Source organism: Saccharibacillus brassicae, assembly GCF_006542275.1.
Classification (GTDB): domain Bacteria; phylum Bacillota; class Bacilli; order Paenibacillales; family Paenibacillaceae; genus Saccharibacillus; species Saccharibacillus brassicae.
Genome location: NZ_CP041217.1, coordinates 5,213,086 through 5,227,184 on the forward strand (window position 1 = coordinate 5,213,086; position 14,099 = coordinate 5,227,184).

9 protein-coding genes are annotated in these 14,099 nt (G+C 59.4%); 2 read left to right on the plus strand and 7 right to left on the minus strand.

Annotated elements, in window-relative coordinates; genetic code table 11:
- Window positions 1–57 precede the first annotated feature (57 nt).
- Window positions 58–930 carry an ankyrin repeat domain-containing protein gene (locus FFV09_RS21755; protein ID WP_141449792.1) on the plus strand — a complete coding sequence of 291 codons (873 nt, stop codon included), beginning with the start codon at window positions 58–60 and terminating at the stop codon, window positions 928–930.
- Between the two features lie 81 nt (window positions 931–1,011).
- Window positions 1,012–1,773 (plus strand): GNAT family N-acetyltransferase, encoded by a 762-nt coding sequence (locus FFV09_RS21760; RefSeq protein ID WP_141449793.1) that lies wholly within the window; start codon window positions 1,012–1,014, stop codon window positions 1,771–1,773.
- Window positions 1,774–2,128: 355 nt separating this feature from the next.
- On the opposite strand, the gene FFV09_RS21765 is transcribed toward FFV09_RS21760, so the two are convergent.
- The 7 genes from FFV09_RS21765 to FFV09_RS21795 are packed head-to-tail and all read right to left on the minus strand — an operon-like array spanning window position 2,129 to window position 14,082.
- A complete protein-coding gene (locus FFV09_RS21765; protein WP_141449794.1) occupies window positions 2,129–3,418 on the minus strand; it encodes a hypothetical protein in 1,290 nt (429 codons plus the stop codon).
- Entirely contained in the window at window positions 3,406–4,710 is a 1,305-nt protein-coding gene (locus FFV09_RS21770) for a hypothetical protein (RefSeq protein WP_141449795.1), read from the minus strand. Before FFV09_RS21770 ends, FFV09_RS21765 begins: the two co-directional genes overlap by 13 nt.
- Window positions 4,688–8,260 (minus strand): hypothetical protein, encoded by a 3,573-nt coding sequence (locus FFV09_RS21775; protein WP_141449796.1) that lies wholly within the window; start codon window positions 8,258–8,260, stop codon window positions 4,688–4,690. The genes FFV09_RS21770 and FFV09_RS21775 overlap by 23 nt, the downstream gene beginning before the upstream one ends.
- Window positions 8,261–8,272: 12 nt before the next feature.
- A complete protein-coding gene (locus tag FFV09_RS21780; RefSeq protein ID WP_141449797.1) occupies window positions 8,273–10,210 on the minus strand; it encodes a DUF6765 family protein in 1,938 nt (645 codons plus the stop codon).
- On the minus strand, window positions 10,200–11,825 hold the full coding sequence (locus FFV09_RS21785) for a Hint domain-containing protein (protein WP_141449798.1): 1,626 nt from the start codon (window positions 11,823–11,825) through the stop codon (window positions 10,200–10,202). The genes FFV09_RS21780 and FFV09_RS21785 overlap by 11 nt, the downstream gene beginning before the upstream one ends.
- Window positions 11,826–11,885: 60 nt before the next feature.
- Window positions 11,886–12,743: a hypothetical protein gene (locus tag FFV09_RS21790; protein ID WP_141449799.1), complete on the minus strand. Its 858-nt coding sequence runs from the start codon at window positions 12,741–12,743 to the stop codon at window positions 11,886–11,888.
- Window positions 12,727–14,082, minus strand: coding sequence for a hypothetical protein (locus FFV09_RS21795; protein WP_141449800.1), 1,356 nt, complete (start codon window positions 14,080–14,082; stop codon window positions 12,727–12,729). Before FFV09_RS21795 ends, FFV09_RS21790 begins: the two co-directional genes overlap by 17 nt.
- Between the last annotated feature and the right edge of the window lie 17 nt (window positions 14,083–14,099).

Below are 14,099 nucleotides of genomic sequence, written 5' to 3' on the forward strand. Positions count from 1 at the left end.
GCTGCATCATGATAATCTAACATCGTAATACTTATTACAACAAAAGGAGTGGAGGAGATGAGCAAAAAATCAACCCGCAGCGTCGTGATCTCGGTAAGGCTGGACGAAACGACGCTCACGGCAGTAGATCTGCTGGTGAACGCCGGTCTTGCGCAGAGCCGTTCGGAAGCCGCTTCGCAGTTTATCGCTATCGGCGTGCAATTGTCGGAAGAATTGATCATAAAAGCCAAGGAACTGGAACAGAGCGTGCAGCGGTTGAAAAATGAGATGCTGGAAGCGGTCAAAAGCCAAAATCTCGATCAAGTCAAATATTTGCTTGAGATCGACGAGAAGCTGAAAGATGCCAAGTCGGAAGAAGGGCAGACGGCCGTACTGATGTCTGCATATGACCGGGCTCACGAGATTAGGGAACTGCTTCTGCAAAAAGGCGCCGAACTTAACGTGTACGAAGCGGCAGCGGTCGGTCATACGGCGCGGATCGCGGAAATCGTGGGCGAGACACCGACGCTCGTGAACAGCCACAGCTTCGACGGATATACGCCTCTTGGACTTGCCGCTCATTTCGGGCAGGAAGAAGCAGCGGCTTATTTATTAAGTCATGGCGCGGATCCGAATCTCAAAGGAACAGACGGGAAGCTCAACAATACGCCTTTGCACGCTTCGATAGCCGGCAATCATATGAACCTTGTCCACATGCTGCTTGAAAAAGGGGCGGACATCGATTCGAGGTGCGAAGGGGAGCTGCGCAAAGGATTTACGCCGCTGCATGTCGCCGTGCATTTTGACCGGTTAGAGATCGCCAAGTTGATTATTGCACAGGGCGCAAATCTCTCGATTCCCAATAGCGAATCGTTGACGCCGTTGGCGTATGCCTCGTCGAAAGGCAGCGCGGAAATGGCAGAGCTGATCCAAACGGCACTTAATCAATGAAAAGGAAGTGGACAATTCGTGGGATTACCCGTTATAAACGAAACATTGGCTAAATGTCTGGTAGCGTGCGAAACGGAATATTTGGCTTCAAGGATCAGATCGATCGGCGAGCGGGACGGCAATCCGGAAGGCGTCGAGATCGCGCAGTTCGGACATACGACCGCTTTTTACGTGCAAACGATGCCGTGGGGATTGTTCAATTCGGTCAAAGGTTTCTCGCAAAGCGATGCCGACCAACTGGAAGGAATTATTGCTTTTTACCGATCCAGAAACAGGGCGTTTCAGTTGGACGTCAATCCGGCAGGCAGTCATCCGGAGATGTTGAGGCAGTTAACCGAACAAGGCTTATATCAGGACGGTTTTCATTCCGTGCTGTACGGGCTGCCCAGCGCCGAATTGCCCGAACTGCCTTCAAGGATCAAGATCCGTCAGATCGAGACCGAAGCGGATTTTGATCTCTATGCAGGCATTCATTGTATCGGCGCCGGGATGGATCCCGTACATACACATCATTTTGCGAACAACAATATCGGGCTACTGCATCGTCCGGGTTGGAAAATGTTCTTGGCTGCATGGGACGAAGAACCGGCTGCCGTAGCCGTTATGCATATCGGCAGCGACCGTATCGCTTCTCTGACCTTGGCGGCCACGGCTCCCGCATTCAGACGCAAAGGCTTGCAAACGGCGCTGCTGCGGCATCGAATGCACGAAGCCCATAAAGCGAACTGCGAACTGGTCGTGGCTCAAGCATCCTTCGGCAGCTCCAGCCAAAATAATATGGAACGGGTAGGCCTGCAAATCGCGTGGACTAGAGCGGTCTGGGCGCCGTTGAACGAAGCATAAACGGAAATATGTAACGTAATTAAAAGCAGAAAGCCGAAAAGCCGGATTACCGGGACGATGAGGCTTTTCGGCTGCTTATAGACATATGTACAAAATACTGATTTTGTGAAGAAATATATCAAAAATAAGCGAATAGTTTCGGATTGTCTGCTTATCATTTTGCCGATTGTATTTGCTTGGTCGTCGTGGCGGCTGCAAGTCATTCCATAGATCCGCGTCGAATCCGTATCGTCCCAAAAAGGCCGTTTCTCGGCATACTGCCGGGAAACAGCCTTTTTGCTGCGCTTTGATTGTGCTTGGCTGCGCTGAAGTGCCGTTTTATGCGAGTCGCCGCCGATCTCCGCTGTCTATTTTTTCACACAATATACACTTGATCGAGAATCTGCCCCGAAGTGCCCGTGCAATACAGCGTGAGCGTCAGCGGAACTTGCGATGGATCGGAAAATTGAAGGCTGCCCGCGTCTTGACCGGAGCTGCGGAGCTGTCCGTCGGACGTCGTCAGCTGGATTGTGGTACAGTTACACACTTTCCACGACAAGTAATATCGGTACGTGTCCGGCGAACGACCGGTGCGGTAATAAGTGAATTCTTGCACATTCAAGTAATCGGTCACCGTGATCGTGAGATTTTGCCGGATCAGCCCTTCCGCTCCCATACTGCTCAAAGTGTACACGGTCTCGGGTCTTGCGGGCAGCACGGAGATCGAACTGCCGCGCACCCGTCCGATCCCTTGGTTGAGATACAGATCGCAGCCGTTCGTCGCGGCATAAGACAGCGTGACCCGCTCGCCGTACTTTGTTTCGTTGTGCGGACAATCCGAGACGAACCGGGTAATCGCGGGAGTTTCCGCATACACCGTGACCGTACGGGCGACCTGCCGATCCTCGCCGAATGCGTACAACCGGAACGGCGTATCTTCGAATACCTGGACCTCCAGACTGCCTACGCGGTCGACGACCGTATCGCCCGGCGTAATCACGCATCGTTCGACGTCGCCGGCAGCGGCCCAGCGGAGCGTGACCGTGTCGCCTACCGCCACGCGGGTCCGATCGCAGTCGAAGCTTGGAATATGCAGCGGCGCCCTTTTTTTGAAAAAGGCCAAAAAGTCCGTTCCGCCCGCCGTAACGCTCTCTCCCTCCGCCTGCCGCTTCGCATCTTCAGGTCCGCCGTACATCGCCACAGCGGGAAAACGGACAGCCGTATATACCATTTTCTCCAATTCGCCGAACGCGATCACACTGCCGATGCTGATATAAAACTTGTCTCTCGGAGCCAGATCGTACGCATACAGCGGATACAGCTTGAAGTACATGCCGTAAGCCGGATCGAACGCCCGCTCGACGGCCCAGTTGTACGGAGCGTACGCAACCATTTTGGAAGCCCACTCTTCCGTCGTCAGATACGCCTCGCCGGTGCCGAGCGGGAAATATACATAGATGACCGAGACGACGTTCTGTTCTTCTTCGATCCCGGGAATCGGCGACCCTTCCGGCAGATCGTTCACAAACGAAGCCGTCTCGGCGCAGCTGACATTGACGATCTCGATATTCAGCGTATTCGCAAACAGCAGATCCGTATGCGCGCTGCGCTCGCTCAGCCGGAGCGTCTTGCTGCCCTGCACGTTCGCCTGAATCAAACGATCCATTCCGCCGCCTCCCCTTCCAAACGCAAAATCGGATACGTGCTGCCGTCGCTTTTCGTGCAGACGAGCCGGGCGGCGGGCAGCGGAGCGTCGGATACGTATTCGAACGTGCCCGAAGCGTCCGCGGAGGCGGCATGCCAGAGCAGACCGTCTTCGGTAATTTCAAAAGAAACGGTCGCCGCGCCCTGCGTCACCCAGGTCCAACGGCTCTGCACGTAACCGGCGTAGACGCGAATACGGCTGCGAAACCGCTGCGGTCGTTCCAGCGTCAACCCTTGCAGGTTCAGCCCGACCGCTTCCCTATAGAGGCGGCCGTCCGCACGCAGCGTAAGCTGGGGCTTGACCGGCAGCGCGAGCTGCAGACTGCCGCTCTGCTCGACGGCGCTCCACTCATTCCCCAGACCAAGCCGCAGCGGATTGTCGTAGCGGGAGTGCCAGTTTGCCAGACCGGTCGACGGATCGTAATCCAGCCGCTCGATCTCAGGGGGCTGCACGTAGACGTTCACCCACGCGTCCGTCTCCGACCCGCTGCCCGTGATCGATAAGCGGTACGCCATATTCCGGCTGAGTGCCACGTCCGTACCCGGAGCCGGCAGAGAGAAAATATCGATCTCGCCCGGCGTAAGCTGCCCTTTGTCCGCGCCGCGGATCTGCCAGTTCAACCGGACGGGTCCGGCGACGCCCACCGTGGTCGGTTCGCCGAAGAAGCGATTGATTTGCGGTACCGCGGCGGTCTTCTGAATCGGGAACACTTTGATCACGTTCTCGATCCCGACCACGTTGCGGATATCCGCATAGACGTACGTAAGTCCTGCCGGCGCGTACGACTGGATGTTCAGGCAGCGGAAGTACACGCTGAACAGCGTCTCGATCACATACCGGTTGTAACAGCTCACGACGAAGCTGAGAAAGCCGTCTTCCACGACGCCCTGCGCGACGGACCAATCGCCCGATTCCGTCTCGAACGAGATGAGCTGTCCCCGCTGCGCGTCGATGAAGTCTCCCTGCCCATCCCCGTAGGGGAAAAAGAACCGGACATAAGACGTATCGCTGACCGGTTCCCGCGCTTGCAGCTTATTGAGAATCTGTTCCGCCGTAAGCTTGGCCGGGTTATCGAACACCAGCCGGCTGGCGCGCTCCGGGTTCAACAGTTGAAACGTCAATCGGTCCCGTACCGGATAATCCCGCTTCAGGAGCGTCGGTGGTTCGTTCACTTCGATACGGTTGTCTTCGACATCGAGCAGATACCGGCAGTTGTCGAGCCGTTCGGATTCAGCTTGAAGGTTTGGATTCATGGTCGCCTCCCTTTTTGGATTGCAGCCAGCCTTCGACCGCCCTAATCGGCGGTGCGGCCAGAAATGCGTTCCCGTTCGACGGTTGGAGCGGCTGCGTCTCGATCCAGTCTTCGGCCTCGCCGGGCGTGATCAACGCCCATTCCCGGTCCGGCAGCCGGGTCAGCGGCAGCAGCGGACGGCCTTCGCCAAGCAGCAGCGGACCCGTGTACAGCATCACGTAGAGGCGATTCAGCGCGGACTCGATCCGCTCCTGCGGAATGCGCTGCTCCGAGACCGGCAGTATGCCGCTGATCAGGCGTATCGAAGATAGCGGGTCCAGGATCAGCGAGACGGTCGTGCCTTCCGCTCGTTCGTCCGCCGGAATATCGATCCGGCGATTGCGGCGGAAATAACCGGAAGCTTCATTCTCCGGTGTATGCTCTTGTACGTTCTCCGGCGCATACGCGCTGTTGAACTGCCTGTAGCCGTGCTGCGCCGAATCGCCGCTTTGCACGAAAAAGCCGATCGTGCCGTCTTCGGTATGCCGCTGTTCCCCGATCCAGAGCGGCATCTCGAACGCCCGGATCGAGATATCGGGAATCGGCGGAACCGGCTTGTTGTTCGGTTCCAACTGCTTGTACGCCGCAGGCGGGCCGGCCTGTACGAGCCGTATGCGTGCCCGGGCGAGCACCAGCGGCCGGCCGACGAACAGGCTCAGGCCGCCGGGCGCCGCCGATGAAGGGCGGTCGACGTCCCACAGCGCCGAATCGACCGTCCGCAGAAACGGAGTCAGCACGTCTTCGCCTAACTCGCGGCTGCGGCGCAGCATCTCGCCGAGAAATCCCTGCATCTCCGCATTCATCGCAGCCGGCAGTTCACCCGGCAGGCCCGCCGCGGCCGGAGCCGCCGGCCTGCCGGGGGCGTCCCGCCACTGCACGCCGTTCCCGTCGAATGCGGTCGCGATCAAATAGCCGAGCATGGACCCCCGCTCGTCGTAGATCATCAGCGTCTGGTCCGCGTGATTGGGCATCAACCAGCCGCACACCGGCGAATCCGCGAGGTCGAAATCGCAAATCTCCGCGCTCCTCGCCTGAATCCAGTCGAACGCGAGCCGGCTCGGCTGGATAAACCGCGGCGGAAGCATCACATACTGTCCGAGCACGTCCGCCGAGTCCCGCAGATCTTCGGCCCGTGCGCATTCGCCGCAGTCGATCTCCTGAAACTGTCCGAACGTATCGATCAGCCGGAGCTGGTCGAACTTGAAGAAGCCGCCGCGCAAAGGCGAGAAAAAAGTATCGAAGCGCGGCTGCTCCACCGCATAGCCGGTCAGCGCGTTCGCCACGTCGTCCGCCAGTTCGGCGCTTCCGGCAGGCGGAACCATCACCGGGAAGCACAGCGACAGCAGGCTCATCAGGAACGCTTCGTTGAATCCGTCGAGCGCCTGCGACAAGTAATCCGCTTGGTGAAGCGTGCCCAGACTCCCCGGCAGATCGTCCCCGAGCGTCTTGGCGGCCATCGCCTGCAGCTGCCGCGAGATATGCGGCGTCAGGAAGATACGGCCGCTAAGGGCTACCGGATTGCCGGTATCGACCGGAGGACCGCTGAACACATAGTCCGACTCGCCGAACGTCCAGTGGTCCAGCGCCGGCCGGCTGCCGATCAATGCTGAGTCCGGGTAATACAAGCCGCGCCAGCAGAGCAGGACCGGATTCCACGGCGGCGTCCAGACAGCGGCGAAGATTGCACTGGGCAGCCGTTCTTCCGGGTCGACCGGCTTCGCCGTAAGCTCGCGCTGCATGCGGCGCACCTGCGCTTTGACCTGAGCGCGTTCTTCCGGTGAAAAAGGCGTCAGCCCGAGCTGCTGGGCAATCCGCGTAACGATTCGGTCGGCGCTGCCCGGGCAGAGCAGCGCTCCTTCCAGCAGCAGCCGCGGATACTCGCCCTGCACCATCGCGATAGGCAGCAGCGCCGCGGCCTGGATGATGGGCGCGTAAGCCTGCCCTCTTACCGTAATCTCGAAGCGCAGCGCGCTGATCGTCTCCCGCAGCGTCCGGCACGGCAGCGCCGCCTGCCCGCCTTCCGGCGACTGCGAATCGAACAGCGGCCCGCGGCCGGCGCCCGACAGCAGCAGTACGGGCGGATTCGGCACGTAATACCGGCTGCCGGAAGCCTGCTTCAATTCGTACGCGCCCTGCACGGCAGCCGCCAGCTGTCGCTCAAGCAGCCGCAAATGCTCCTCCGCCTGTTCGAGCGCGATCTCGGCATTGTCCAGCTCAAGGATGCGTTGATAGAGCTGCTCCCGGTACGCCGTCATCCATTTTCGGATCGCGGGCTTTTCGTTTGGATTTTTGTTTTGCGCTTTGATCATGTATTTGCACCATAGATCGTAGATTGACGACCGCTTGGCGTCCGCGTCGAACGACAACCGATACCTCTCGTCGATGCCGCGCTGCAAATTGCGGTATACCATCCGGTCGGTCGGCGACAGATCGGACCGGTCGGATTCGTCCGACTCCGGACGGTCGGGCTGAAGCCTGTACGCCTTCTGTTCGGCATGGACGACGAAGCGCCGGTCGTGCTGCGCGTAGTCCGCTTGGTAGATGCCGTTGAGGTTGAGCAGCTTGTGGCTCTGATCGTGCAGCAGCACGCTCATCAGGCGCTCGCCGGATCGTTCGTGCTGGCCGTGCAGCGCCGCGACTGCTTCGGCGGACGTATTGCCTACCGCAAGCTTGGGCATCGGCAGATTGCGAATCGTCGGACCGTTATAATCGGTCCGGTCGTCGATCCAGCGCAGATCGCTCAGCATGCCGTGCAGCACCGGCGACGCCGGATAGACAAGCGCTTCCGGCGGCTGCCAGCCGTAACGTTCGCGGCACTCTTCCGCCGAACGCAGCAGCGCCCGGCCGTCCCGGTACATCCCGCGGACGACGTATCCGATCGATACGTGTTCCAGGCGACTGCCGGTCTCGTCCGTCAGGTCGTCGTAGAAGCCTAACACGTTCACGTGATACGGATACATCGCCGAAAAGGCCGGGTTGCCCGGACCGAGCGCGGTCAGCGAAGATAATCGTCCGGCCGGCTCGGCGACCGTCGCTTCGTGCGGGTACGACCGGCCGAGAATGCGGTAAAGTCTCCGGGGATCTTCCGGTCTGGGATAAGTCAAACTGTCCGCGTTATGAAGACTCAGGTCCGCGCCTTCTTCGAGCGCGTCGCTCTCCACGATCCAATGCCGGGCCAGCAGCAGATCCGGCTGCGCTTCGGTCGACCACAGCCGGGTTACGATCCACCGCTCCGGCACGTTCGGGTATTCCGGTTCGGTCTCTTCGCGTGCCTGGAAGCCTTGTCTCAACCCTTCCGGGAGACTCCAGTTCAGATGCACGCCGGGCTTCTGCCTCGTCTGCGTGCCCATAAGATCGGACGGTACGGCGCTGCCCAGCAGGTCGAGGCTCAAGCGGGAAAAGTCGTCCGGAATATTCGCGAATACCGTCGGCTTGGGACTTGCTCCGACCGGCATCGCTTCGAGCCGGATCGGCACGCAGATCCGGTTCGCTTCAAGCTCGCTTTGCGTCATGGCGTCCTCCCTCTACAGGTTCCACAGGTATTCGATCCCGACCGCGAGCTTGGCGTCCCTGCCGGTGTCGATCGCAACGTTCCGATAGCCTTCTTCGGATTCCGAACCGACTTCGAGCGTGACCTGAATACCGAGTCTCATCTTCGCGAGGCTGGCGCTGAAATCCGACGCGACCAGGCGGTTTTTCCATTCTTCGACAGCGGTGAGCTGCAGAAGCCCGGTATCGGGGTCCGGCTTGAAGCTGACGAACTTGGAGTTGTTGCAGTACCGCAGCGCGGACCCGGACGGCGGCGTCAGCGTAAGCTGCAGATCGCTGTAGTCCAGCAGCTTGAAGCCGTCGGCCAGCTTCATTCGCAGTTCGATCGGCGCGTACAGATCGAGCCGCCTGACGCTGTCCTGGTCGATGTACATCGCGTTCAGCGGATAATTGTAATCCGCGGTCTCGCTGGGCGTGCCGTTCACGATCTGGATCGCGGGCCGGCCGGTGCGGCTGACCGGATGAATGCGGTCGAGCTGCGCAAGCACGGACGAATTGCCCCGCACCGCGTAGTCTTGGACAAACGTTTTTTGCTGCCGCCCCTTCTCGGTGCTCCACACGAAGACGAGCCGGGCCGTCAGCTGCTGATCGTCGTCCGGAATGCTCAGGCGCATTTTTTCGGCGATCGATTTGACGCTTTTATACGTGTAAGTCTGCGATTTGATCTGCTCCTGCGTGTTCGTGTCGATCACCGTCGCGATCAGGGCGAGCGAATCCAGCTTGGCGGGCAGAGCGGCGGCAAAGGACAATTCGTAATCGTCTCCGGCAAAATTGGGAGGGGACACCGCGATGTTCCATCCGCCGGCCCCGTTTTGATTCTCGCTTTGCATGTCTTCTGCCCCCTTCAATTTGCCGAGCACCGTATCCCGGACGTCCTGAATCATGAGCAGAAAATCGAAATAACCCTGCTGATCCGGCTTCAAAGCCGAATCCAGATCCACGATCGACTGCCGCACGGCGTTTTCGTCGTAGCCGTACGTCACGCCCGTCGCTTCGTTCCAATGCTTTTGCAGATCGGCATAGCTCCCGGCGTCCGTATTCCATCCTTGAATCAGCGACGGCAGCACATTGTCGCGCCAATCCGTATCGGACGGAGACTGACCCCTGAACTGGCACAAGAACCCGTAGAGCGCTTTGGCCGTTTTGGCAAAATAGTCGTTGCTGAGCCGGGTATGGCTGTTCATCAACGTGTTATTTTTCAGAATAAACTGGATATTGTAATCTTCGCATACGCGGCCCGTTCTGAAATGGCCTACTTTCGGATACGTTTGGTCCTTAGCCAGCTTATACCGATCCGTAATGTCGGCGAACGTCCGGCTGTCTTTCACTTCCACGATCGTCCAGTCGTTCACATCGCCTGCGTAGCCGTTGAACGGCACGTAAGCGAAGCTGTTCGAGACGATATGCAGCAGCACGCCCAGACGCCGGAGCGCCTGCGTCGAATCGGGATCGCTGACCGGCCGATACCGCTTCGCCGCGGCGCGAAACAGCCGGGCAAAAGCTTCGCTGCTCTGCAGCGTCTGGATCGGATGGACCCGGTAGTCCGTATTGTCCTCTTCCCCGTCGTCCGTGAGCGCGGAATCGGTAAAATAGTCGAACGGAATCAGCCGCTCTTTTTGATTGTGCACGTTTGTGAGCTCCGCTTTCCAGGCGTCCGTGTCGCTTTCCGCGTCGATCGCGGACAGCAGCAGCGGAACCTTGCACATATCGGGTCCTTTGGACGGTTCGTTTTGGTACAGATGGCGCTGCTTGATCGCTTCGGACAACCGGTCTTTTTTGAGATACACGGGTACGTCCTGATTATTGTCGGCAATAAACTGGCAGGCGGCCGCGATCGACTGCGCTTCCGGATCGGTGTAGCCCGAGCGGGACGCGATATATTTGACCGTAAAGTACAGGAAATTAATGTTCATGGATGTCCAGCTCCTTTGTACGGTTTTGCAGCATCGAGTCGCCCATCAGGAAGCCGCTGCCAATCATCACCGTCTCGGTATCGAATTCAAAATTGTAGACCGTATCGCCGTAATCCGACCAGCCCGTCTTCGTGACCGTTTGCAGTCCGTCGACCGTATGGAGCCGCATGCCGGGGATGACTTCAATCGCGCGCAGCAGGCCATGCTCGGTGCACATGATATGATCGGGCGTCACTCGCACACTGTAGGAGTCCGTGGACAGCCGATACAGTTTGGCTTCGGGTCCCGTCAGCACTTTGCGGACCGTAACCGCTGCGTCGTTCATGTCGCGCACGTCATCTCCGATCCGAACCTCGTCCGCCCGCTTGAACGTGCCGTCGGCCATCGCGATCTTCGTCTCGCGGGCGACGCAGCCCCATTGAATAAAAATTTTGGCCGATTGGATATTGAGCGGGTCGTAGTCTTTGCCGTCGCTTTTGACCGAGATGCCGACCGGCAGATCGTACGGACCGGACATAAGAACGGCGAACGAGGAATAGAAGTCCACGTCCGTGTACGCTTGGTAGCCGACCTTGGAGAAATCCAAAATATTGTTCCACGATTGGGGAAACGTGAACGTCATGCGGATACACCGGTTCTGGTCGTCGAACGCGTCCTTGTGCTGAATGATCGCATCGGGGTCGCCGTAAAAATTGACCGTGCCGTTGATCATGTTTTTCAGCCACATGCGATAGCCGTACGATTCGTCCATGCCTTTGATCCACCATTTGTCTGCCGCTTCGACCGTGACCGAGAACGGAACGCGGACCAAAATTCTCGTATGGTCTCCGTCCACAAAAGGCTGGTCGTCGTTCGTGTAATCGTAATCGGGAATAGAACCTTCGCGGATATAGGAGATTTTGACTTCCTTGTGGTTGGGGTCGTTCAGATGGTCCGGTCGGATCACGGGGTCGTTCAGCGTGAACGATTTGATGATATTCGTATTGCCCTGCAGGGTAAATCCCGTGTTTTTGGTCACGTACGCATTCAAACGGGGCGCTGCGACCTCGTCTCTTGCGCTCGCGCTGGCGGAACAATAAAACGTACTGTGAATCATGAACTGTCGGGGCGTATCTTCGAGGTAATTGGGATAATCGGCCTGGATCTTGCCGTTATACTGGCGGGAATGTTCGACTTCGTCCGCCGTCGTGTGCAGCAGCTCCCCGCTCGTCACGTCGTACAGATAGGAGACGACGCTGATCCGATCTTTCCGTTCGATGTAGTCGGCCGTAATCTCCGCAAGCGTCAACCCTTTCGGATCGGCGCCTGCCGTCCATCCGGAAGCCGTCTGCGCCGCCGGCTGGAACAGCAGATTCTGGATCGCCATCTTGTCGTCCGGGCCTTCGTGGAAGCCGTACTCCGACAGCTTGGATGCTCGCAGCAGCGGAGTGGTACGAAGTTCCTGAAGCACCGGCAGGAGATGAGCATGCTTCTGTTCGAACGATTCGAGGCCGCCGATCTGTTCCAGGAAAAAATGGTAGTGCTCGTCGTCGGAAAAATCCAGCTCCAGCATGCCCGTCTTCGGATCGATTTGATTCAGTACCTTGTTGTGCAGTTCCGGTAAAAATCCATACATCGCGATTCTTCCCCTCTCTCCATGTGAGCCTGTGATGAAGCCTGGCGCCGAGTCTGTCGGTCAGTCCGCAGCATCTCTGCGGACGACCCGGCCGATATAAGGCGTCTTGATCATTTGCAGCGCGAACTCGGCCGAAGTTACGGGCACCCGGAAAAAGCGCTCGATATTTTGGGCGGTCGCGCAAATGTCGAGCGTGCGCAGCTTGGCGTCCTGCACGACCACGTCAACCGTGTCGCTCTCTTCCAGCAGCGCGCCGGTCTCAAAGCTTCGGAGCCGCTTGCGGTAATGTCCGTCGATCGCCTGGAAACCGAAGAAAAAGCTTTCCGGCGGCTGGGCGATGTCCAGCGTATGCGGCACGCCGTCGAACAGCCCGATCAGCACGTCGTCGGACAGCTGCTCGATGCGGAGCGCCTTCAGCGGTTCGCCGGCTGCGGAACGTGCCTGAAATTCCAGGCCCCGCCAGCCGCGTACCAACGGCGAGCGCAGCAGGAAGCCGAAAACCGTCGTCACCCCTTCTGCCAATTCCTCCGGCGCGACCGCTTTTTTCTGAAGGCGCGGGCGGACCGTTTTGACCTGTTTGCCGATCTGCGCAAACACCGCGTCGATCAGCTGCCGATCGTGGTCCAGGTCGAGCGAAGCTTGTCGCCCCGGGCTGCACGCTCCGTCGACCAAAGCCTGCTGCCAGTTGGGATTGACGTAGAACAGTCGAATCGCATTGGCGGGCAGCAGGGCTTCGGACGGAACCAAATAATGAAACGGCACGTCGACCAGCAGACATAGCTCGCTCAGCCAGGTGATCAGTTCGCCGCCTTGGCTGTCCGGGTCTTGAGGCAGCTCTTTGGCCAACGTGCCGAAGACGCGGCCGACCTGCGCGCGAAGATCAGGCGCCGAACGTTCCCACTCAGTCCGCAGGTTCATCGTCGATGCCCTCCCCGAGCAGGGAGCGATACCGCTCGTTCAGCTGCTGCCGCAGCCGCTCCCGGCCGCTGTCCGAACCTCCGGTTCGCCGATCGCGGCCTGCCGCAAGGACGAATTCATGTCCGATCGAATCGTCGCCCGGTCCCGGCGCAAGCGTCGCTTCGTCCGAAGGCGCCGACAGATGCGCGCCGAGCAGCCCGCGGTACACCGCGCTGCGGGCCGCCCGCACGTTGCTCTGCCGCCAGGCGTACAAGCGCTGCGCATACGATTGATCCGCCAGCGCCATCGACCTGCCAACCTGCCACGCGCCGGCAAAGCGGATATCCATCATGCCGATCTCCGGGTCGTAACGCAGCCATTGATCGGCGAAGCGCGCGCAGATCAACGGCTCTTTTGGTTCGGCGTAAGGAATAAGCGGCGGCTGGTACCAGGAGACGGTTCGGCTGCCGTCGCGCACCTGATGATTCATTGGCATATAGCCGAGGTCGGACAGTTGGCGCACCGTCTCGTTGGCGCCGGAGTAAGGCGTCGCCAGCATCGCGGCATCCAGCGAAGCGAACGCGGACGCGAAATCGAACGGCGATTTGGCTATCGAGAACGTCCAGCTCGCCAGCACGATCATGCGCACTTCCCGGCAGCCGTCCAGCGCCTGCCGTCTGCCTTGTTCGTTTTCCAGGCACGCTTCGTAGCCTTCGAGCGAGACGAGGCAGGCGGTGTGGCGAACCGCCCGATCGCCTGCGGGTTCAAGCCCGAAGCGGTTCGTCACGATCGTCGCGAACCACTCGTCCTGCACGGAAGCGTCCGTCACTTTGGGGTCCAGGCTCACGCCTTTGCCGTGCGCCAGCAGCGCCAGCGCTTCCGCATACGGAAGCACGCCGGCCGCAAGCTTCGCGTCCAACTGCACATAGCTGCACGGCGCGTCCGGCTTCTCGTACGCTTCGCGCACAAGAGCCGGGACGAAAGTTCCGGCTTCGGGCTTGAGCGCCTGCTCGCATGTGCTCTCGGTCAAGGTGAAGCTCTCCGTCTCGTCGAACACGAGCAGCGCCAGCCAGGGCATGGATGGCAGCCGGCTAATCAGCTGTCTCTCCCACGGCAGCGTGCGGCGGTTCAGCACGATATGCGGCAGGCATTCCGTATAGCTGCCGACCGCTTCGCGAGGCGGGTAGACGGAATAGACCTGATCGGGCGGCAGGCTGAACCGCTCGGTCGCGACCGTAAATTCCGTGAACGCGTCCGTTAAGGTAGCGGTCAGGTCGGTGACCGCTTGGACTTCGATCCCGTACGTGCCCGCTGTCAGAGCCGGTTCGCACCGTTGGGCCAAACGAATCGATTTTCCCATATCGTCTTCTCGCCTCT

What these genes read in the sequence shown, in the direction of transcription:
- FFV09_RS21755 (WP_141449792.1), top strand. Translation starts at nt 58, where the DNA reads ATGAGCAAAAAATCAACCCGCAGCGTCGTGATCTCGGTAAGGCTGGAC.
- FFV09_RS21765 (WP_141449794.1), bottom strand. Translation starts at nt 3,418, where the DNA reads ATGGATCGTTTGATTCAGGCGAACGTGCAGGGCAGCAAGACGCTCCGG.
- FFV09_RS21770 (WP_141449795.1), bottom strand. Translation starts at nt 4,710, where the DNA reads ATGAATCCAAACCTTCAAGCTGAATCCGAACGGCTCGACAACTGCCGG.
- FFV09_RS21775 (WP_141449796.1), bottom strand. Translation starts at nt 8,260, where the DNA reads ATGACGCAAAGCGAGCTTGAAGCGAACCGGATCTGCGTGCCGATCCGG.
- FFV09_RS21780 (WP_141449797.1), bottom strand. Translation starts at nt 10,210, where the DNA reads ATGAACATTAATTTCCTGTACTTTACGGTCAAATATATCGCGTCCCGC.
- FFV09_RS21785 (WP_141449798.1), bottom strand. Translation starts at nt 11,825, where the DNA reads ATGTATGGATTTTTACCGGAACTGCACAACAAGGTACTGAATCAAATC.
- FFV09_RS21790 (WP_141449799.1), bottom strand. Translation starts at nt 12,743, where the DNA reads ATGAACCTGCGGACTGAGTGGGAACGTTCGGCGCCTGATCTTCGCGCG.
- FFV09_RS21795 (WP_141449800.1), bottom strand. Translation starts at nt 14,082, where the DNA reads ATGGGAAAATCGATTCGTTTGGCCCAACGGTGCGAACCGGCTCTGACA.